We start from the raw sequence: 20,571 nt of genomic DNA, 5'->3' as shown, positions 1-20,571 counted from the left end.
GCGAAGCCCCCGCATTGTCAGCGGGCGGCGGCCTTCTTGCGGGGCGTGCTTGCCCGGGCGCGCGGTGTCGCCTGGGCGACGCCGGGCTGGCGGCGAGCTGGTTTGGCCGGCGCCTTGGCCGCAGGCTTGCGCGCCGTCGTCCTGCGGGCCGGTTTGTCCTCGGCCACCGCCAGGGCCTGGAACTCCAGGAAGGCCGTCTCCACATGGGCGGCCAGCTCGGCGGTCTCGGGGCAGGCTTGGCCGCAGGCCATCAGGCCGATGTCCAGCGACTGGTCGTAGGTCTGCACTGTCACGTTCAGCGCCAGGCCGTGCACGGCGATGGAGGCCGGGTAGTTGCTCAGCATGCGGGCGCCGGCCAGGTACAGCGGCACGGTCGGACCGGGCACGTTGGAGACGACGAGGTTGGCCACCACGGGCAGCTTCTCGGCCACGCGTGCGCGGCCGTAGAGCTGGGCGCCTGCCTGCATCAGCCACGGTATGCCCAGTGCCGGAAAGTCGGTGGGCATGAGCTGCTTGAGCGGCCCCATCTGCGCCTTCGTGGCCTGGCTGGAGGCCATCACATGGGCCAGCCGCTCGGCTGGGCGCGCGAGGTGGGTGCCCAGGCTCATCAGGCTCATGGTGGCCTGGGTGTTGGCGGTGGTGTCGCCCGCCACACGCAAGGACACCGGCACGGCGGCGATCAGCGGCTTGCGCGGCAGCGGCCCGTGCTTGGTCAGGAAGCGGCGCAGCGCGCCACCGATGACGAACAGCACCGCGTCGTTGAGGCTGGCGCCGTGTCGCTTGCGCGTGCGGTTCAGCTCGGCCAGCGGCAGCGAGACCGTGGCGAAGGCGCGCGTGTCGGACAGGCTGACGTTGAAGCGCGTGCGCGGCGCCGAGCCCAGCTGCGCCAGGTCAGCGCGGCCGCGCAGCAGCGCAGCGGCCTGGCTGGTGGCGTCGGTCAGACTGCGGCGCAGCGTGGTCAGCGTCGTGCCGGCCAGCGCGCTGCCGACGGCGCCGGCTGCCATCTGCCCCAACACGCCGGCCGCTCCGGGCAGCTGGCGCACCAGCTTCAGGCTCTGGCTGAACTGCTGGCCGACGGCGGTGCGAAGCAGGCCCAGCTTGCCAGGGGCGTGGTGCTTGCGGCCGCGTGCGGCGAGCGCGCCAGGGGCGCGTGGTTCGGGGCTGGTGTCGAGCAGCACCTGCGCCAGCGCGACGGCGGCCTGACCGTCCACCGCCGCATGGTGCAGCTGGGTGTAGAGGCCTACGCGCACCTCGCCGTCGGGGCCGGGCTCCAGCCCGGTGAACACATGGAACTTCCACAGCGGGCGGGCCCGGTCCAGCAACTGCGTGTGCAGCTCGCCGACCTGCGCCTCCAGCTCGGCCAGGCCGCTGTGCACGGGCAGCGCGATCTCGACGACGTGCATGTCCAGATCGGGCTCGGCCTCCACCCAGCCGGGGTTGGACAGGCCCAGCGGCATGGGCAGCAGCTGGCGGCGCAGCGCGGGCAGCTGAGGCAGGCGGGCGCGCAGATGGTCGCGCAGATCCTGGGCGTAGTCGCCGTCGTAGCCGGCCGGCAGTTCCAGCAGGTGCAGCGCGCCCACGTGCATGGGCATCTGCGGCGTTTCCAGGTGCAGAAAGCTGGCATCAAGGCCGGCGAGCAGTTGCATGAGAGCGCCCCCTACGGCCTGACGGCCGCCCCCTCAAGGAGGCACTGCCAACGGCCCGGCAAAGCCGGTTCCGTGGCAGTCGCTTGAGGGGTCGGCCTGGCGGCCTCCGTTAATCCTCTGGCACGAAGATCCAGAGGAGGATGTAGAGCAGGATACCGCTGCCGGCGGCCAGGAACAGCGCGACGAAGATCAGGCGCCAGATCCACGACTCCACGCCCGTGGCGCGGGCGATGCCGCCGCAGATGCCGCCCAGCCAGCGGTCCATGCGGCTGCGGCGCAGGGCGTTCATGGCCTGCACGGCCGGCGTGGGGGCGGTGCCGGGGCCGGGGGCGGGCTGGGCTTGGCCGCTCAGCACGCGGGCCTTGGCCTGGGCGAACTCGGCGTCGCTGAGCACGCCACGGGCGTGCAGGTCAGCCAGCTTGTTGAGTTCGTCGGCGTCGTTCATGGTGGGCTCCTTGGTGTTGATGGGGCGAAGCCTACCGGCTTGCCGCGCACGGACCAGCGGCGTGCGACAGGCCGTCGAAACGGCGGCATGCACCCGGCGATTTCAGCGGATGGGCTGCGCGGCGGGGGTGATGTCCACGTACTCCCACCAGTTCTGGATGAACATCGGCCGGCGGTAGCCGCGCAGCTGCGCCTGCTCGATGTCGAGCAAGAAGCGATGGCCCTTGATCTTGTAGGGCATGTAGGCCACGCCGATGCTGCGAAGGCGCTGCAGCTTGGCCACGCGCTCGGGGCCGTCGGGCATGCTGCCGATCTCGTCCACCAGCCGGTCGGCCTCGGGCAGACTGAAGCGGGCGATGTTGTTGCCGCCCGCGTGCGTGCTGGAGAAGCGCGTGGCGGCGCTGTACGCGTCGGGCTGGGCCGACGAGTAGGCCACCATCCACATCTGCAGCTTGCCAGCGCGGGCCGCCTTCAGCTGCTCGGGCCATTTGGCGGTGCGGAACGGGATGCACAGGCCGATGCGGCGCATGTCCTTGTCGAACAGCTCGTCCACCTGGCGCTGTATGCCTTCGGGCGTGGTGCCCATCTCCAGCTGCAGCGGGCTGCCGTCGGGCGCGTCGCGGCAGCCGTCGCCGTCGCGGTCCACGTAGCCGTAGAGGTCCAGCAGCGCCTTGGCGCGCGGTGGGTCGAAGTCGCCGTTCTCGCTCTTGAAGTCGGGCTCGTAGCCCAGCGTGTGCGGCGGGAAGTTGCTCTGCGCGGGAATGGCCTGGCCGCCACGCACGAGGCGGATCTCGCGCTGCAAGTCCATGCCCAGCGCGATGGCGCGGCGCAGCGCGATCTGGTGCGGCGCCCGCCCGCCCACGACCGGGTCTTCCATGTTGAAGAAGGACAGGAAGACGTCGGAGCCCAGCGTGCGGTGCAGCTTCATGCCCTGCTTGGCGAGGTTGGGGGCGAGCTGGTTGTTGGGGGCCGCGATGCCGACGAAGGGCTCGGGCACGCGCTCCAGGAAATCGTGCTCGCCGCGCACAAAGCTCAGCCAGCGCGGCTGGTCTTCCGTCAGGATGCTGATCTCCACGCGGTCGATCATGGGGATGCGCCGGCCCTTGAACCTGGTCAGCAAGGCCTGGCCCTCGGCGTCGTCCGGCGCGGGGTTGGCCTCGTAGACGCGCTCGCGGTAGGCGGGGTTCTTCTCCAGCACGATGAGGCTGCCGCGCCGCCATTGCTTGAGCACGAAGGGGCCGGTGCCCACGGGGCTGGCCATGGTCTGGTCGCCCGCGGCCTCGATGACCTCGCGGGCCACGGCGCCGAACAGGTCGGACGGTGCGATCTCTTGCGGGAAGCGCGGGTTAGGCTTGTCGAGCTGGAAGCGCAGCGTGTAGCGGTCCAGCTGCTGCAGGCCGGCGATGGGGGCGTCGTAGTTGAAGTCGCGCTTGCTTCTCAGCGCGGCGTCGCGAGCGGCCTTCAGGCCTGTCACGTGCCAGCCTTCCACCGTGCTCCAGGCGGCGGCGGCGACCTTGGGGTCGGCGAAGCGCTTGTAGCTGTAGACGTAGTCGGCCGCGGTCAGCTCGCGCTTCTTGCCGCCGAAGGCCGGGTCGTCCTGGAAGTAGATGCCAGGCCGCACGCGCACGGTCCATTGCGTGTAGTCGGCGTTGGGCGTGGGCAGCTCGACTGCCGTCAGGGGCTTGAGCTGCACCGGTCGCGCCAGGTAGTCGTAGGTGACCAGCGACTCGAAGATGTGCGGCGTGACGGTGCGCGAGTACAGGTCCAGGATCTTGGCCGGATCGAAGCCCGTCTCGGCGACGCGGAAGGCGTAGCGCAGCGTCTTGGGGCCGGCGGCGGACGGCGGCTCTGCCGCGTGTGCGCTACCGATCACCAGGCCCAGGGTCAGCAGCAGCGCACGCATGGTCAGCGCTCCGCAGCGGCCTTGGCGGCCATGTCGACGTCGACGTACTGCCAGAAGTCGCGCCGGAAGACGTTGCGCTCGGTGCCGGTGACCCAGGGCTGGCTCAGGTCGGTCCAGATACGGTGGCCGCTGATCTTGTAGGGCATGTAGGCCACGACGAGCTTGTTGGCCTGGTCCATGAGCTGCTGGCGCTCGGGGCCGTTGGGCAGCACGGCCTGCTGTTCGTACAGGCGGTTGAAGGCCGGCAGGTCGAAGCGGCTGTGGTTGGCCTGGCCGCCGTTGGGGCCGTAGGCCACGGCCAGGTGGTAGCCGGCGTCGGGCGTGGTGGCCACCCAGGCGAGGTTCCACATCTGCAGCTTGCCGGCGCGGCTGGCCTTGATGTTCTCCGGGAACTTGGCCTGCTTGAAGGCGATGCGGATGCCGATGGCGCGCATGGCCTTCTCCATCAGCTCGTCCAGCACGCGGTAGTCGGCCGTGGGCTGGGTGGCGCGTTGCAGGCGCAGCTCGCTGCCGTCGGGGCGCTCGCGCCAGCCGTCGCCGTCCACGTCCTTGAAGCCGTGCAGGTCCAGCAGCGCCTTGGCCTTGGCGAGGTTGTGCTCGCTCATCTCGGTCTTCAGGTCGGGCCGGTAGCCCCAGGTGCCGGGCGGCATCAGGCCCTGCGCGGGCACCATCTGGCCCTTGCGCGCCAGGCGGATCTCGCGGTCCACGTCGTAGGCCAGGCCGATGGCGCGGCGCAGCGCCACCTGGGCCGGCTCGTAGCCGCCGACGACCGGGTCCTTCATGTTGAAGAAGGTGAAGTTGATGTCCGCCTGCGGGTAGCGGTTCATCTTGATGTTGCGCTTGGCGAGGTTGGGCGCCAGCTGGCCGTTGGGCGCGGCGGTGGTGATGAACTCGAAGGGCACCTCCTGGATGAAGTCCGCCTCGTCGTTCAGGAAGGCCAGCCAGCGCGGCTGCGGCTCCTCGATGATGGCCACCTCCAGCCGGTCGATCATGGGCAGCTTGCGGCCCTTGAGGCGCTCGGCCATCGCCTGCAGGTCGGGGCGGTCGGCGGGGGCTTGCTCCTGGTAGAACTCGTCGCGGTAGGCCGGGTTCTTCACCAGCACGATGCGGCTGGAGCGCCGCCATTCGTCGCGCTTGAGCATGAAGGCCGCCGTGCCCACCGGGTGTTCGCCGATGCGGTCGCCGTAGGCCTCCACCACTTCGCGCGCCAGCGCCGCGGCCATGGGGTTGGCCAGGTTGTTGACGAAGCGCGGGTCGGGCCTGGCGAGCTGGATCTGCCAGGTGTACTTGTCCAGCGCCTTCAGACCCTCGACGGGGGCGTCGTAGTCGAACGGTGTCTTGTTTTGCAGCGCCTTCTTGCGCAGCTCGCTCAGGCCCAGCACGCCTGCGCTTTCCAGGATGTAGAGGTTGGGGCTCTTGGTCTGTGGGTCGTAGTGGCGCTTGAGCGAGTAGACGTAGTCAGCTGCCACCAGCTCGCGCTTCCTGCCCTTGAAGGCCGGGTCGTCATGGAAGTACAGGCCCGGGCGCACCTTGAAGGTGAGGGTCTTGTAGTCGGCCGACACCTCGGGCAGCTCGCAGCCCGAGGGCTCCAGCTTGAAGGGGCGCGCCAGGTAGGCCCAGCGCACCGGCGCGTCGAACATGCCGGTGATCAGCGTGTTGGAGTAGGTGTCGGAGACTTTGGCGGGGTCGAAGCTGGTGATGTCGCTGCGGAAGGCATAGCGCAGCACCTTGGGCTCGGCCGGCGCCTGGGCACTTGCCCGCAGCGGCGCGGCCGCCAGCACACCTGCGGCCAGCGCCGCCAACAAGACGTTTCTCATCCCCACTCCAACGACCTCTTGAGCACGCCCCGGCGGAGGGCCGGCGGCGCAGTGGGCGCGAGTGTAGGCAATGGGTGGCAGGCTTCGCCGGCGGCGGAGTCCAAGTGCCTGCTTTGCGCATTGACAACGGCGGCGCCCGATCGCTGGCTAACCCCATCCAGGGGGCTTCGGATGTCGCCTAGACTCCGTGCCCTCGTCCTCGAAACCCGCCCCGGCGGGTTTCGTCTTGTTGTAGGTGTTGTCTGAAGAAGGGGCCGCCCGATGACGGCTTATCTGATCCGGCGCCTGTGGCAAATGATCCCCACGCTGCTGGGGGTCGTGCTGCTGGTGTTCTTCCTGTTCAAGTTCTTCGGTGGTGATCCCGCCGAGATCCTCGGCGGCATGGCCGCCACCGAGGAGCAGATCAACGCGATCCGCGAGCAGCTGGGCCTGAACCAGCCCTGGTGGGTGCAGCTGGGGATCTTCCTCAAGCAGATCGTCACCTTCGACTGGGGCAACAGCTGGGCCACGAACGAGAAGGTCAGCCAGCTGTTCTTGAGCCGCATGCCGGCCACGCTGACGGTGATGGTGCCCATCCTGTTGCTGGAAGTGCTGCTGGCCATTCCGCTGGCCATGGGTGTTGCCTATGTGCGCGGCAGCCTGACGGACCGCGTGGTCATGATCACGACCACCATTGCCGTGTCGGTGTCGCTGCTGGTCTACGTGATCGTGTTCCAGTACTTCTTCGCGTTCCGCCTCGGCTGGTTCCCGGTGCAGGGCTGGAGCGATTCGTTCTGGACCAACCTCAGCACCTACACGCCGCTGCCGGTCATCGTCGTGTCGCTGGTGGCGCTGGCGCCGCAGACGCGGCTGTACCGCAGCTTCTTCCTCGACGAGCTGGGTCACGACTACGTGCGCACGGCGCGTGCCAAGGGCCTGACCGAGAAGACCGTGCTGATGAAGCATGTGCTGCGCAACGCGCTCATTCCCATCATGACCAATGTGTCGGTGCTGCTGCCGGGCGTGTTCGTCGGCAGCTTCCTGATCGAGGTGTTCTTCTCCATCCCGGGCTTGGGGCGCGAGATCCTGCTGGCCGTCAACCGCAGTGACTACCCCGTCATCCAGGCCTTCGCCATCTACCTCGCCGCGATCACGATGCTGGTGAACCTCATCACCGACCTGCTGTACAGCCTGGTCGATCCGCGAGTCGTCCTCAAATGAGCGCCGCCGCCGTGAAATCCCAGGGCGTGTGGTCCCTGGCCTGGAAGCGCCTGAAGGCCGATCGCGTCGGCATGGTGTGCCTGTGGATCGTGGCCGCCTTCATGGTGCTGGTGGTGCTGGCCGCCACGGGCCTGGTGGCCGGCAACTGGCAGAAGGAGATCGCGGTGCCCAACGCGCCGCCGCACCTCGTCGGTGCCCGGGCCGCCGAGGCCTTGGGCGCCATCGAGTCGCCCAAGGGCCCGAACGCCGACCTGTCCGACGTGGACCCGCTGGCCCCGCGCTACGCCGAATGGGCCGAGGCCGCGAAGAAGTACCAAACCGAGGACATCCAGCGCGCCGAGACGCTGCCGCTGGGGGCCGACCGCTTCGGCCGCGACATCCTGCAGAAGGTGCTCAAGGGCGCCGAGGTGTCCATCGTCGTGGGCCTGCTGGCCGCGCTGGTGGCCACCGTCATCGGCACACTGCTGGGCGCCGTGTCGGGCTTCTTCGGCGGCAAGATCGGCGATGCGCTGGAGTGGGTCTACAACGTCTTCACTGCCATCCCGTCCATCTTGCTGATCTTTGCGTTCGCGGTGATCTTCGGGCGTGGCGTTCTGTCCGTGGTGCTGATCCTGGGTCTCACGGGCTGGACCGGCATCTACCGCCTCGTGCGCGCCGAGTTCATGAAGCATCGCCAGCGCGAGTACGTGCGCTCGGCCGAGGCCATTGGCGCGAGCAGTGCGTCGCGCATGTTCAAGCACATCCTGCCCAACGTGTCGCACGTGGCGCTGGTGCAGCTGAGCCTGCACGTGGTGAGCTTCATCAAGAGCGAAGTCATCCTGAGTTACCTGGGCCTGGGCGTCAGCGTGGACCAGGTGAGCTGGGGCACCATGCTGTCCGAGGCGCAGAGCGAGTTGATCCTCGGCTACTGGTGGCAGCTGGCCGCCGTGACCTTCACGATGGCGCTGTTCGTGACGGCGTTCGCGCTGTTCACCGATGCGCTGCGTGACGCGCTCGATCCCAAGCTGCGCGGTCTGGAGTGAAAACGATGCCCCCACGTTCACTTCGTTCACTGCCCCCCGAGGGGGCGCAGGCCTCCCTTGGGGCGGCCCGGCGGGAGTCCTGACGATGTTGTTGAGTATTCAAGACCTGAAGGTCGCCTTCCGCCTCGGCAAGGAAAACGGTGAGCAGAAGCGCGCACTGGCCGTCAAGGGCGTCAGCTTTGACATCCCCGAGAACAGCACGGTCGCGCTCGTGGGCGAGTCGGGCTCGGGCAAGTCGGTCACGGCCATGTCCATCCTGAACTTGCTGCCCAGCAACGCCGAGCGCAGCGGGCAGATCCGCTTCCAGGGCCGCGACCTGCTGAAGGCCTCGCTGCGCGAGCTGCAGGCCATGCGCGGCAAGGAGATCGCCTGCGTCTTCCAGGACCCGATGAGCTCGCTGAATCCGGTGTTCACCGTGGCCCAGCAGCTGATGGAGCCGCTGATCACGCACCTGGGTCTGTCGCCGCGTCAGGCCCTGGCCCGCGCCGAGGAGCTGTTGCACGAGGTGGGCATCCCGGAGCCCAAGCGGCGCCTGTCGGCCTACCCGCACGAGATGAGCGGCGGCCAGCAGCAGCGCGTGATGATCGCGATGGCGCTGGCCTGCGAGCCCAAGCTGCTGATCGCCGACGAGCCCACCACGGCACTGGATGTCACCATCCAGCGCCAGGTCATGGAGCTGATGGGCCGGCTCAAGGATAAGCACCGCATGTCCATGCTCTTCATCAGCCACGACCTGGGCGTGGTGGGCGAGATCTCGGACCATGTGGTCGTCATGCGCCATGGCGAGATCCGCGAGGCCGCGCCGGTGGCCGACATCTTTAACGCCCCGCGCGACGCCTACACCAAGGCCCTGCTGGCCTGCCGCCCCTCGCTGACCGAGAACCCGGCCCGGCTGATGGTCATCGACGACCACATTGCCGGCAAGTCCGCCAACATGGACCACAAGGCCAAGGACCCCGACGCCCCCGTGGTGCTGGAGGTCACTGGCCTGAAGAAGAGCTTCTGGCTCAAGCAGGGCGTGTTCGGCAAGCGCGAGTTCCAGGCCGTGAAGGGCGTGAACTTCAAGCTGCGCAAGGGCTACACGCTGGGCGTGGTGGGCGAGTCCGGCTCGGGCAAGACCACCATGGGCCTGACGCTCTTGCGCCTGCACGAGCCGACCGGCGGCCAGGTCATGTTCGAAGGACGCGACCTGCTGACCATGAGCGGCGCCGACTGGCAGCAGATGCGCCGCCGCATCCAGGTCGTGTTCCAGAACCCCTACGCCTCGCTGAACCCGCGTTTCACCATCGCCCAGACGCTGCGCGAGCCCATGGAGATCCACGGCATCGGCATCGATAGCGCCGACCGCGAGGCGCGCGCCGTTGCGCTGCTGAAGAAGGTGGGCCTGGACGAGAGCGCCATGGCCAAGTACCCGCACGAGTTCTCCGGCGGCCAGCGCCAGCGCATTGCCATTGCGCGCTGCCTGACGCTGCAGCCGGAGGTGCTGGTGCTGGACGAATCGGTGTCGGCGCTGGACGTTTCGGTGCAGGCCCAGGTGCTCAACCTGCTGAAGGACCTGCAGGACGAGTTCGGCCTCAGCTACATCTTCATCAGCCACGACCTGGCCGTCGTCAAGTTCATCTCCGACGAGGTGCTGGTGATGCAGAACGGCGACGTCGTCGAGCAGGCCGCCACGCAGGCGCTGGTGTCGGCGCCGCGTGAGGAGTACACGCGCCGCCTGCTGGGTGCGGTACCACGCGGCTACCAGGGCCCCAGCGCCTGAACGCTATGCGGCAGGGCGCGTGCAATCCGAACGCTCTGCTGTCTTGCCCGGATGACGGGCGGCCCGCGGACGCGCTGAAATGCAGGTCTCGGGGCGGTGTCGCTCCGGCCTCGCTGCCCTGATGCCCTCGATCCTGGCCCGTCTCTCCCCCTTCGGCACTGCGCTCGCCGCGTGCCTGCTGCTGGCCGCCTGCTCGCCCAACGGCCAGGCGCCGGGGGCGAGCCGCGCGTCGGGCGTGGCGCCGGCCGAGGACCGCCTGGCCCGCGAGCTGGACCGCATCGAGCGGGCCTCGCGCGCCAAGCCGGCGCAGGACGAGCAGGCGCTTCGTCAGGTCGCAGAGGCGCAGCCCGGCGGCGCGGCGCGGCTGGACGTTGTCGCGTTGCGCGGGGAGCTGGCGGCGCTGGCCCGGGACCGCGTGCTGACCCAGCAGCTGGTGCGCCGGCTGCGCGACTGGCCCGTCGCCGAGCAGCGCGCCGAGGCCCGGGTGGCGGCGGCCACGGTGGACGCCGAGTACCTGCGCTCCCAGGCCGACCTGCGCGGCGCGCGCAAGCGTCTGGCCGATGTGGACACCGTCTCCCTGGCCGCCACGGGCGTGGTGCAGCGCTGGCGTTACCACCGCCTGCTGGCCCATGTCAGCGGCGACATCGGCGAGCTGGATGCCGCCCTGACCGAGGGCCACCAGACGCTGCGCCTGGCGCAGCAGATCGGCCAGCCCTGGCGGGTGGCGCTGTCGCTGGCGGACCTGTCCTTCACGACGCTGCGTGCCGACACGCCGGCCCGGGCCCGCCAGCTCGTCGCGCAGGCCCTGGCCGAGGCCCAGAAGGACCCCGACCCGATGACGCTGAACAGCGTCTACACCACGCGCGGCATCATCCACACCGACGACGCGGACGCCAGCATCACGCTGCAGTCCTATGCCGACGCGCTGGAGCAGGCGGCGGCGGCCGGCGCCGACTCGGTGCGCGCGCTGGGCCTGGGCAACTTCGCGGATTACCACCTGCGCCAGGGCCGCTACGCCCGCGCGCTGGAGCTTGCCGAGCAGGCGTTGCCGCTGGCGCTGGCCACCGGCAACCTGGGGGCCGAGGGCGTGGCCCGCTCCAACATCGGGCTGGCCAAGATCGCGCTGGGTCGCGTGGCCGAGGGCGCCAGTGAGGCGCGCGCCGCCATCGCGCTGGACGAGCAGCAGGGTGCCATCGCCTACGCCTGCGACGGCTGGAAGGAACTGGCCGTCTTCCTGGAGCGCGCGGGGGACCTGGCCGGTGCCGTCGGCGCGTGGCGCGAGCACCGCCGGCTGTCGGATCGCGTGCTGCGCGACGAGACGCGCCAGCTGCTGCTGGAGGCCCAGGAGCGGCAGGACGCCGAGCAGCGCGCCCGCGACATCGAGCTGCTGAACCGCGACAACGCGCTCAAGTCCGAGCAGGTGCACCAGCGCAACCTGGGCCTGATGCTGTGGGCGGCGCTGGGCGGCTGCGTGGTCGTGTCGCTGGGGCTGATGTGGCAGGCCTTCCGGCGCGTGCGCCGCACCAACGAGGCGCTGGCCACCAGCAACGCGTCGCTGAAACACCAGAGCGAGACCGACCCGCTGACCGGCCTGGCCAACCGGCGCCACTTCCAGGCGGCCATCCACAGCCTGTCCGGCCCGGACGGGCTGTCAGCCAGCGTCTTCCTCATCGACGTCGACCATTTCAAGCGCCTCAACGACAGCTTCGGCCACGCGGCCGGCGATGCCGTGCTGGCCGAGATCGCCGCGCGGCTGCGCCAGGCCGTGCGTGACGACGACCTCGTCGTGCGCTGGGGCGGCGAGGAGTTCCTCATCGTCGCGGCCTCCCGCGAGGGCTTGTTCGCGCCGCAGCTGGCCCAGCGCCTGCTGGACCTCATCGGCAGCCAACCCGTCGCCTACCAGGCGCGCAGCATCGCCGTCACGGCGTCCATCGGTTTCGTCAGCCTGCCCGTGCCGCCGCATGGGCTGCGCCTGCCCTGGGAGCGGGCGATCGACCTCGTCGACACCGCGCTCTACCTGGCCAAGGCCCATGGCCGCAACAAGGCCTATGGCGTGGAGCGCATCCATGCCAGCGACGTGGCGGCCGTGGAGCAGCTCACGGCGCGGCTGGAGGCTGCGTGGGGCGAGGGCCTGGTCAGCCTGATCGCGCTCGGCGGGCCGGGCAGCGGCGCCACGTCGCCGGGGAGCTGGGCGTGAGGGCCGCGCTGCTGGCGCTGTGGCTGGCCGTGCTGGCGCTGCCGGCCGCAGCCGCGTCCGACCTGGCCGCCGACCGCGAGCACCTGGCCCAGATCACCCGCCGCGCCTTCGACGAGCCGGCGGCGATGCTGGCCGAGCTGGAACGGCGCTGGCCCCGGACCGCCGAGCCGGCCCGCGAGGTCGCCTGGCTGTACGCACGTGGCCGCGTGCTGCTGGCCGGCAATCAGATCGAGGCCGCCGATGCCGTGGCGCTGAAGCTGGCCGGGCTGGAGGGCGGCGCCGACCATGGCTGGCTGCTGCGCGCACTGACGCAGGAGCGCGCCGGCAAGCCGGCCGGCATGCTGGCCGCACGCGCGCTGGAAGGGCTGGGCCGGCGCTGCCCGGCCGGTGACGAGGTGCACGCGGTGCGCTCGCCGGGCTGCGACTTCCGCGCCGCTGCCGACGCGCTGCGCCTGCTGCAGCGCGAGCAGGCCGGCCAGGGTGCACTGGTGGAGGCCGAGGGCAGCGTGCGGCGTGGGCTGGCACTGGCCCGTGCCGGCGGCGATCGGCATCTCGCGTCGCTGTTCATGGCGCAACTGGCCGTGCTGCTGCAGGCACAGGACGACCAGGACGCCGCGCGCGCCGAGATCCGCGCCGCGCTGGCCGAGGCCCAGGGTGACGCGCTGGCCAGCGCGCGGGTGCGCAATGCCGAGGCCGTCGTCGAGCGGCGGGCCGGCGAACGCCAGGCCGCGCGGGCGGCGCTGGAGTCTGCGCTGGTGCTGGCCGAGCAGGCGCGGGCGCCCCACCTGGCGGCGCAGCTGCGCGCCAACCTCGTGGACGCCTACATGTACCTCGGGCTGTACCGGGAGGCGCTGAATGCCGGCCGGCTTGCGCTGCCCGTGCTGCAGCGCTTCCGTGACCGCACCTACGAGCGGGCGCTGCATCACAACCTGGCTGTCACCCACATCCGGCTGCGCCAGCTCGACGCCGCGCGGCAGGAGCTGGCGCGCGTGGCCGAGTTCCAGCTGGACCCGTCCGACCTCGTGCCGCGCGCCGGCGAGCTGCGCGAGCTGGGCGACACCTGGGCCGACGCCGGCCAGCACCGCGAGGCGCTGGCCGCCTACTGCGGCGAGCGCGAGCTGAGCGCCCGCATCAACGAGCGCAACCGTGCCAGTGCGCTGGAGGAACTGCGCCGCAAGTACGACACCGCCGCCAAGCAGCGTGACCTGGCGCTGCTGGCCCGTGACGGCCAGCTCAAGGACCAGCAGCTCTCCAACCGCCGGCTGCTGCAGCAGCTGGGTCTGGCCGTGGGCGTGCTGCTGCTGCTGTCCATCGTGCTGGTGGGCGCCACGCTGCTGCGCATGCGCCGCGCGCAGGCGCGCCTGACGGCCAACCAGCAGCTGCTGCGCACGCAGAGCGAGCGCGACCCGCTGACCGACCTGTCCAACCGCCGCCACTTCCTGGCGGTGATGGACGCGCGCAGCCACGAGCTCTGCGCGGAGGGCTTCCGTGGCGCGCTGATGATGATCGACATCGACCACTTCAAGCATGTCAACGACCGCCATGGCCACGCGGCGGGCGATGCGGTGCTCGTCGAGGTGGGCCGGCGCATCCGCGCCGCCGTGCGCGACACCGACCTCGTCGTGCGCTGGGGCGGCGAGGAGTTCCTGGTGTTTGCTCCCGAGCTGCCCGGCGACGACCTGGCGCAGATGGCGGCGCGCGTGCTCAACGGCATCGGCGGCACGCCCGTGGCCACGGCCGAGGGGCCGCTGCGCGTGACGGCGTCGCTGGGCTTCGCGAGCTTCCCGCTGGGCGGGCGCGGCAGCGCCCAGCTGCGCCTGCACTGGGAGCAGGCCGTGAACTGGGCCGACATGGTGCTCTACCAGGCCAAGGCCGAGGGCCGCAACCGCGCCATCGGCATCGCCGCCGTGCAGGCCCCCGATGCCGATACGCTGGCCGCCATCCTGCAGGACTTCGATGCCGCCTGCCAGCACGGCCAGGTGCGGCTGGTGGCGCTGACGGGGCCATCCGCTTGAGCCCCGGGCGACGTGCGCTGCTGCTGTGGCTGGCTGCGGCGGCCAGCCCGGCCGTGCGCGCCCAGCCGGGCATGCCGGCCAGGCCGCTGCGCATCGTCGTGCCCTATGCAGCCGATGGCGCCGCCGACCAGGCCGCGCGGCTGCTGGCGCCCGAGCTGCAGAAGCGTCTGGGCCAGCCGGTCGTCGTCGAGAACCGCCCGGGGGCCGACGGCAACATCGGCACGGCCGAGGTGGCCAGCGCTGCCGATGGCCGCACGCTGCTGATGGGCAGCCTGGGCACGCATGCCGTGAACCCGCTGCTGTCGCGCCGCCTGCCCTACGACCCGGTGGCGGACTTCGCACCCGTGTGCCTGGTGGCCACCGTGCCGCTGGTGTTGGTGATGAACCCGGCCACCGCGCGGGCCCAGGGCGTGCGCCGGCTGGCCGACCTGGTGCGGGCGGCCGGCGCGCAGCCGGGCCGGCTGCACATCGCCTCCAGCGGCAGCGGCAACCCCACCCATCTGGCCGGTGAGCTGTTCATGCGGCTGACGCGCATCGACCTGCTGCACTTTCCCTACCGCAGCGCGGCGTCGGCGCAGCAGGACGTCATCGCCGGCAACATGGACCTGATGTTCGACACGCTGCCCGCCGCGTTGTCGCAGATCCGCGCCGGGCGGCTGCTGGCGCTGGCCGTCACCAGCGCGCGTCGCAGCCCCAGTTTGCCTGCGCTGCCGACCGTAGAGGAGGCCGGCGGCCTGGCGCTGCAGGGCTATGAGGCCAGCGCGTGGCTGGGGCTGTTCGCGCCCAGCAGCCTGCCTGCCGAGCCGCTGGCCCGCCTGCAGCGCGACAGCGTCGCCGCGCTGGCCGGCCCCGCGCTGCGCGAGCGGCTGACGGCGCGCGGCATGCTGGTGCATGGCAGCGGCGGGCCCGAGCTGGCCGCGCTGATTTCGGCCGAGATGACGAAGTGGGCGCGTGTGATCCAGCTGTCGGGAGTCCAGGTTGACCGCTGACACCGTCTCGGGACGCTGGCAGGCCGACCTCATGGCTGGCGCGGTCGTGGCCGTGCTGCTGATCCCGCAGAGCCTGGCCTACGCCCTGCTGGCCGGCCTGCCGCCGCAGGTGGGGTTGTACGCCAGCCTGCTGCCGTTGCTGGCCTATGCGGCGCTGGGCTCCAGCCCGGTGCTGGGCCTGGGGCCGGTGGCGGTGCTGGCGCTGATGATTGCGCAGGCGCTCGCCGGGCTGCCGGCCGGCGTCAGCGCCGAGGCCGGCGCGCTGGTGCTGGCCGCCGAGGTGGGGCTGCTGCTGGCGCTGGCCGCGCTGCTGCGGCTGGATGCACTGGCCAGCCTGCTGTCGGTGCCGGCGCTGCGCGGCTTCGAGACCGGCGCCACGCTGATGATCGCGGCCAGCCAGCTTCCCGTGCTGCTGGGCAGCGCGGCCACCGGCGCCACGCTGCCGGGCCTGGCGCTGGCCACGGCGCAGGCGGGCATCCAGCCGCTGAGCCTGGCCTGGGGCGGCGCGGCCGTGGCGCTGCTGCTGCTGTCGCGCCGGGCCGGCTCGCGCATGCTGGCGCGGTTGGCGCCCTTGCTGCTGCTGCTGGGGGCGATGGGGCTGTCGGCCTTCACGCCGGCCGCGCGCGGTGTAGCCCAGGTGGGCGCGCTGCCTCAGCTGTCGCTGCCGCTGGGCCTGCCGCTGCTGGACGGCGCGCTGTGGCTGCAGCTGCTGCCGTCGGCGGCGCTGGTGGCGCTGATGGGCTTCGTGTCCAGCCTCGCGGTGGCCGAGTCGCTGGCGCAGCGCCGTGGCGAGAAGCTGCTGCCCGCCGCCGAGATGCGCGGGCTGGCCGCAGCCAATCTCGTCGCGGCCGTGACCGGCGGCATGCCGGTGGCGGGCAGCTTCTCGCGTTCCATCCTGCTGCACGAGGCGGGCTCGCGCAGCCGCTGGGCGCTGGTGTTCGTGGCCGGCTTCATGGCGCTGGCCATGCTGCTGCTGGCCGGCCCGCTGGCGCACCTGCCCAAGCCGGTGCTGGCGGCCACCATCGTCGTGGCGGTGCTGGGCGGCGTTTCGCTGCGCCCCTACCGCGAGGCCTGGCGCTATGCGCGGGCCGAGGGCCTGCTGATGGCGGCCGTCACGGCCGCCGTGCTGCTGTGGAGCGTGGGCGCGGCGCTGGCGCTGGGCGTGGTGGGCTCCATCGCGCTGCTGATCCAGCGCACGGCGCAGCCGCATGTGGCGCGCATCGGCCGCGTGCCGGGCACGCAGCACTACCGCAACCTGGAACGCTATGCGGTCGAGTGCCGGCCCGAGGTGGTGGGCCTGCGCATCGACGAGAGCCTGGTGTTCACCAACGCCCGTGGCCTGGCCGACGTGGTGCTGGCCCATGTGCGCGCGCACCGGGCCAGCGTTGGCGAGCCCCGGCGCGTGCTGATGCTGATGGCGCCCGTCAACCACATCGACGTCTCCGGGCTGACGGCGCTGGAGGAGCTGCACGCCGCACTGCGCGCCGAGGGGCTGTGGCTGGAGCTCTCCGAGGTCAAGGGCCCGGTGCTGGACCGGCTGAAGGCCGTGGGCTGGCTGGAGCGCCACGACGTGTCGCTCTACCTCAGCCACCACGAGGGCATCCAGGCCGGTGAACATGACCTGAGGCCCAGTCTGGCCGACATGGACGCCCCAGGGCAGCTGTAGCGCCGTTCTGCTACCGTCTCGGCCCAATCAGCGCCTGAGACGCCATGAATGACAACGAGACCCTGCTCGGCATCCGCCGTGGCATCGAGAAGGAAAGCCTGCGCGCCCTGCCCGGGGGCGGCCTGGCGCTGACGCCGCATCCGCAAGCGCTCGGCTCGGCGCTGACGCACCCGCACATCACCACCGACTACAGCGAATCGCAGCTGGAGCTCATCACCGGCGTGCATGCCGGCGTCGCTGACGTGCTGACCGAACTGACCGAGGTCCACCAGGCCGTCTACCGCGCGCTGGGCGACGAGCGGCTGTGGGTCAGCTCCATGCCCTGCGGGCTGCCGGCCGACGAGACCATCCCCATCGGCCGCTACGGCAGCAGCAACGTGGGCCGCGCCAAGAGCGTCTACCGCATGGGCCTGGGCCAGCGCTACGGCCGGCGCATGCAGACGATTTCTGGCATCCACTACAACTGGTCGCTGCCGGGCGTGGGCACCGAGGGCTACTTCGGCGCCATCCGCAACTTCCGCCGCGAGGGCTGGCTGCTGCTGTACCTGTTCGGCGCCAGCCCGGCGCTGTGCGATAGCTTCGTGCAGGGCCGCGACCATGGCCTGCAGCGCCTGTCCGAGCACAGCCTGTACCTGCCGCACGCCACCTCGCTGCGCATGGGCCGGCTGGGCTACCAGAGCGACGCGCAGTCCAGCATCTCGGTCAGCTACAACTGCCTGGAGAGCTACGCGGCCTCGCTGCAGGGCGCGTTGACGACGCCGTACCCGGCCTACGAGGCCATCGGCGTGCAGACGCCGGGCGGCGACTACAACCAGCTCTCCACCGGCCTGTTGCAGATCGAGAACGAGTTCTACAGCACCATCCGCGCCAAGCGTGTGATCCGCTCCGGCGAGCGGCCGCTGCATGCGCTGCGCGAGCGCGGCGTCGAGTACATCGAGGTGCGGCTGATGGACCTGGACCCGTTCGAGCCCGTGGGCATCGGCGCCGACACCGTGCGCGTGCTGGACGCCTTCCTGCTGCACTGCCTGCACAGCCCCAGCCCCAACGACACGCCGGACGAGATTGCCGCCAATGCGCGCAACCAGCACCGCGTCGCCGCGCGCGGCCGCGAGCCCGGCCTGGTGCTGGAGCACTGGAAGGGTGGCGAGCGGTCGCTGCATGACTGGGCCGGCGAGATCCTGGCCGGCTGTGCCACGCAGGCTGCGGCACTGGACGCCGCCCATGGCGGCAGCGTCTACCGCGATGCGCTGGCCCGCGTGGCCGAGCGGCTGGTGCGGCCCGAGCTATGCCCGTCGGCACGTGTGCTGGCCGTCATGGCGCAGGACTTCGGCAACAGCCATGTGGCCCTCATCCGCCACCAGAGCGATGCGACGCGCGCGGCCTTGCTGGCGCTGCCCTTCCCGGACGCACTGCAGCAGCGCTTCGAGCGCATGGCGGCCGAGTCGCTGGCCGAGCAGGCGCGCATCGAGCGGGCCGACACGCTGGACTTCGAGACCTTCCGGCGCTTCTACGTGGCGCCGGAGCGCATGGCCGTCTGAGCGGCTGTTCCCGGCGGCCGACAGGCGGCGCTAGGGACGCACCTTGGTCAGCGCGTCGACATCGGCAAAGATCGAGTCGCTGAAGCCCAGCTTCGCGTCGCCGCTTTGTGATTGCATCGCCCAGCGGGCCAGCTCCTGCGCGGGCATGGGCCGCGCGAACAGGAAGCCCTGCAGCTTGTCGCAGCGCTTGGCGCGCAGCACGTCGGCCTGGCCCTCGGTCTCCACGCCCTCGGCCACCACCTCCAGGCCCAGCGCATGAGCCAGCTCGATGACGGCGTTGACGATGGCGCGCGCGTCGGCGCTGGTTTCCAGGTCCTGGATGAAGCTGCGGTCGATCTTCAGCTGCGACACCGGCAGCCGGCGCAGGTAGGCCAGGCTGGAATAGCCGGTGCCGAAGTCGTCGATGGACAGGCTCACGCCCAGCTCGCCCAGCCGCTGCAGCACGCGTTCGGTGGCGGCGGCGTCCGCCATCGCGACGGACTCGGTGATCTCGCAGCTCAGCTGTGTCGCGTCCAGGTGGTGGCGCGCGAGTGCCTGCTCCAGCCGCAGCAGCAGCGCCTCGGGCTGGCGCAGCTGCTGCACCGACAGGTTGATGGCCACGCGCAGCTTGAGGCCCTGGTCGCGCCAGTCGGCGATCTGCCGGCAGGCCTCGTCGATGACCCAGTCGCCCAGGGCGGTGATGATGCCGAAGCGCTCTGCGACAGGGATGAGGACGCCGGGGCTGACCGCGCCGCGCCGTGGGTGTTGCCAGCGCAACAGCGCCTCCACGCCCAGCACGCGCGCCGTGTCGCCGGCCACCTTGGGCTGGTAGTGCAGCGCCAGGCCTGCGCCGCCGGCTTCCAGCGCGGCGCGCAGGTCGCGCGCCAGCTCCAGCTGGTCGCGCACGCCGTCCTGCATGTGCACCTCGAAGAACGCGAAGCCGTTACCGCCGCTGCGCTTGACGGCTTGCGTGGCCGAATCTGCCTGCGTGATGAGGGTGCGACCAGGGCTGTCGCTGTGCAGCGCGATGCCGATGGATGCCGAGAGCCGCAGTGGCTGGCTGGCATCGCCCGTGACGATGGCCATGGGTTCGGCCAGTGCATCCAGCAGTCGCTGCGCGACCTGTGCCAGGTGCGCCTCGCCGGCTTCTCCCTCCAGCAGCAGCACGAACTCATCGGCGCCCAGCCGGGCCAGTGTGTCGTGGCTGCGGGCCAGTGCCCGCATGCGCCCGGCCACCTCGCGCAGCACGGCGTCGCCGGCGCCGTGACCGAATGCCTCGTTGACGGGCTTGAAGCCGTCCAGGTTCAGCATCAGCAGCGCCAAGCCCGTGTTGTCGCGCCGGCCTCGCGCGATCGCGTGGCTGATGCGGTCGTCCAGCAGCTGGCGGTTGGACAGGCCGGTCAGCGGGTCGCGCAGCGCCTGCTCGGCCAGCTCGGTGTTGGCCTCTTGCAGCGACTGCTGCAGGCGCGTGGCGCGGCGGCGCAGCCGGGCGTCCAGCAGTGACGTGAACAGCGTCAGCAGCAGCAACGCCAGCGTGGCGCCGGCCACCAGTGTGGCCAGGTTGTTGCCGCCCAGCTCGTTGGCGCTGAGACACAGGCTGTTCTCCGCAATGCCGGCGGCGGCCATGCCGGTGTAGTGCATGCCGGCCACGGCGGCGCCCATGACCAGCGCTGCGGCCAGCTGGCCCCAACGGGCCTGCGCGGCCGACAGCCGGCGCAGCCAGAAGAAGATCACGAGCGCTGCCGCCGCTGCGCCCGTGGCCACGCCGGCGGAAGCGGCCACCAGGCCCCAGTGCCAGCGGATGCCCGGCGCCAGCACCAGCGCGGCCATGCCGGTGTAGTGCATGCCGCAGATGCCCGCGCCCATGCTGACGGCACCCAGCGTGAGCCGCTTCACCGTCAGCCGGTCCAGCGCCGCCACGCGCAGTGCTATGGCCGACACGGCCACCGCCGCCAGCCAGCTCAGCGCGGTGATGGCCTGGTCGTAGCCGGTTGCGAAGGGCAGTTTCAGCGCCAGCATGCCGATGAAGTGCATGGCCCAGATGCCGCTGCCCATGGACAGCGAGCCAGCGAACCACCAGACCGTGGCACTCTGCACATCCGGAGTCCGCACGCGCTGCGCCAGATCCAGCGCCACGTAGGAGGCGAAGGCAGCGGTGAGGTATGACAGCACGACGACGCCGGGGTCGAAGCGCAGTGCGAGTTCGGCGGCGGGCATCAATTCAGTATGCAAGCGGAGCGCAAGCCTGGCGCGCCGGCGCCAGGGCAACGGTGCGGCAGCCTTCACGGCCGGCCCTGTTCCGGCACAAAAAAAGACCCGGTCAGCCATGCTGCCGGGTCTGCAAGCCCTCGAGGGGAGGGCGTCGTTGGGAAGGTCCACTGTAGGGGGCTGCC

The 20,571-nt window shown here is 71.1% G+C and carries 13 protein-coding genes; 8 read left to right on the top strand and 5 right to left on the bottom strand.

Translation table 11 applies throughout. The features are described 5' to 3' along the window. Nucleotides 1–17 precede the first annotated feature (17 nt). The 4 genes from ACG0Z3_RS16880 to ACG0Z3_RS16865 form a co-directional block, all read right to left on the bottom strand. Complete coding sequence (locus ACG0Z3_RS16880) at nt 18–1,646, bottom strand: wax ester/triacylglycerol synthase family O-acyltransferase (RefSeq protein ID WP_394399526.1); 1,629 nt, start codon at nt 1,644–1,646, stop codon at nt 18–20. Nucleotides 1,647–1,755: 109 nt separating this feature from the next. Then, nucleotides 1,756–2,091, bottom strand: a complete 336-nt coding sequence (locus tag ACG0Z3_RS16875; protein WP_394399524.1) for a PspC domain-containing protein — start codon at nt 2,089–2,091, stop codon at nt 1,756–1,758. 102 nt (nt 2,092–2,193) lie between these two features. After that, nucleotides 2,194–3,993 carry an ABC transporter substrate-binding protein gene (locus ACG0Z3_RS16870; protein WP_394399522.1) on the bottom strand — a complete coding sequence of 600 codons (1,800 nt, stop codon included), beginning with the start codon at nt 3,991–3,993 and terminating at the stop codon, nt 2,194–2,196. Between the two features lie 2 nt (nt 3,994–3,995). After that, entirely contained in the window at nt 3,996–5,810 is a 1,815-nt protein-coding gene (locus ACG0Z3_RS16865; protein ID WP_394399520.1) for an ABC transporter substrate-binding protein, read from the bottom strand. Between the two features lie 261 nt (nt 5,811–6,071). Here ACG0Z3_RS16865 and ACG0Z3_RS16860 point away from each other — a divergent pair, with 261 nt between their 5' ends. The 8 genes from ACG0Z3_RS16860 (at nt 6,072) to gshA (ending at nt 18,199) form a co-directional block, all read left to right on the top strand. After that, nucleotides 6,072–7,010, top strand: a complete 939-nt coding sequence (locus ACG0Z3_RS16860) for an ABC transporter permease (RefSeq protein WP_394399518.1) — start codon at nt 6,072–6,074, stop codon at nt 7,008–7,010. Beyond that, on the top strand, nt 7,007–8,032 hold the full coding sequence (locus ACG0Z3_RS16855) for an ABC transporter permease (RefSeq protein WP_394399516.1): 1,026 nt from the start codon (nt 7,007–7,009) through the stop codon (nt 8,030–8,032). Before ACG0Z3_RS16860 ends, ACG0Z3_RS16855 begins: the two co-directional genes overlap by 4 nt. Before the next feature lie 85 nt (nt 8,033–8,117). Then, entirely contained in the window at nt 8,118–9,794 is a 1,677-nt protein-coding gene (locus ACG0Z3_RS16850; RefSeq protein WP_394399514.1) for an ABC transporter ATP-binding protein, read from the top strand. 121 nt (nt 9,795–9,915) lie between these two features. After that, nucleotides 9,916–11,991 (top strand): diguanylate cyclase, encoded by a 2,076-nt coding sequence (locus ACG0Z3_RS16845; RefSeq protein WP_394399511.1) that lies wholly within the window; start codon nt 9,916–9,918, stop codon nt 11,989–11,991. Further along, nucleotides 11,988–14,006 carry a diguanylate cyclase gene (locus tag ACG0Z3_RS16840; protein ID WP_394399509.1) on the top strand — a complete coding sequence of 673 codons (2,019 nt, stop codon included), beginning with the start codon at nt 11,988–11,990 and terminating at the stop codon, nt 14,004–14,006. Before ACG0Z3_RS16845 ends, ACG0Z3_RS16840 begins: the two co-directional genes overlap by 4 nt. Further along, nucleotides 14,003–14,995 carry a tripartite tricarboxylate transporter substrate-binding protein gene (locus ACG0Z3_RS16835; RefSeq protein WP_394399507.1) on the top strand — a complete coding sequence of 331 codons (993 nt, stop codon included), beginning with the start codon at nt 14,003–14,005 and terminating at the stop codon, nt 14,993–14,995. Before ACG0Z3_RS16840 ends, ACG0Z3_RS16835 begins: the two co-directional genes overlap by 4 nt. After that, nucleotides 14,985–16,661: a SulP family inorganic anion transporter gene (locus tag ACG0Z3_RS16830; protein WP_394399505.1), complete on the top strand. Its 1,677-nt coding sequence runs from the start codon at nt 14,985–14,987 to the stop codon at nt 16,659–16,661. Before ACG0Z3_RS16835 ends, ACG0Z3_RS16830 begins: the two co-directional genes overlap by 11 nt. Nucleotides 16,662–16,705: 44 nt before the next feature. Next, the gene (gshA, locus tag ACG0Z3_RS16825) at nt 16,706–18,199 is read left to right on the top strand and encodes a glutamate--cysteine ligase (protein ID WP_394399503.1); all 1,494 of its coding nucleotides are present in this window, start codon (nt 16,706–16,708) and stop codon (nt 18,197–18,199) included. Nucleotides 18,200–18,229: 30 nt separating this feature from the next. Here the strand turns inward: gshA and ACG0Z3_RS16820 are convergent, their stop codons facing one another. Further along, nucleotides 18,230–20,395 carry a putative bifunctional diguanylate cyclase/phosphodiesterase gene (locus ACG0Z3_RS16820; RefSeq protein WP_394399501.1) on the bottom strand — a complete coding sequence of 722 codons (2,166 nt, stop codon included), beginning with the start codon at nt 20,393–20,395 and terminating at the stop codon, nt 18,230–18,232. Nucleotides 20,396–20,571: the final 176 nt, after the last annotated feature.

The organism is Pelomonas margarita (assembly GCF_043555875.1).
Lineage (GTDB): Bacteria > Pseudomonadota > Gammaproteobacteria > Burkholderiales > Burkholderiaceae_C > Pelomonas > Pelomonas margarita.
The sequence above is the reverse complement of the archived record's forward strand: the minus strand, read 5'-3'. Positions and strand labels throughout refer to the sequence as shown.

Coding starts and splice junctions, on each gene's coding strand:
- gshA (WP_394399503.1), top strand. CDS start 16,706: ATGAATGACAACGAGACCCTGCTCGGCATCCGCCGTGGCATCGAGAAG.
- ACG0Z3_RS16845 (WP_394399511.1), top strand. CDS start 9,916: ATGCCCTCGATCCTGGCCCGTCTCTCCCCCTTCGGCACTGCGCTCGCC.
- ACG0Z3_RS16880 (WP_394399526.1), bottom strand. CDS start 1,646: ATGCAACTGCTCGCCGGCCTTGATGCCAGCTTTCTGCACCTGGAAACG.
- ACG0Z3_RS16870 (WP_394399522.1), bottom strand. CDS start 3,993: ATGCGTGCGCTGCTGCTGACCCTGGGCCTGGTGATCGGTAGCGCACAC.
- ACG0Z3_RS16855 (WP_394399516.1), top strand. CDS start 7,007: ATGAGCGCCGCCGCCGTGAAATCCCAGGGCGTGTGGTCCCTGGCCTGG.
- ACG0Z3_RS16865 (WP_394399520.1), bottom strand. CDS start 5,810: ATGAGAAACGTCTTGTTGGCGGCGCTGGCCGCAGGTGTGCTGGCGGCC.
- ACG0Z3_RS16860 (WP_394399518.1), top strand. CDS start 6,072: ATGACGGCTTATCTGATCCGGCGCCTGTGGCAAATGATCCCCACGCTG.
- ACG0Z3_RS16820 (WP_394399501.1), bottom strand. CDS start 20,395: ATGCCCGCCGCCGAACTCGCACTGCGCTTCGACCCCGGCGTCGTCGTG.
- ACG0Z3_RS16875 (WP_394399524.1), bottom strand. CDS start 2,091: ATGAACGACGCCGACGAACTCAACAAGCTGGCTGACCTGCACGCCCGT.
- ACG0Z3_RS16850 (WP_394399514.1), top strand. CDS start 8,118: ATGTTGTTGAGTATTCAAGACCTGAAGGTCGCCTTCCGCCTCGGCAAG.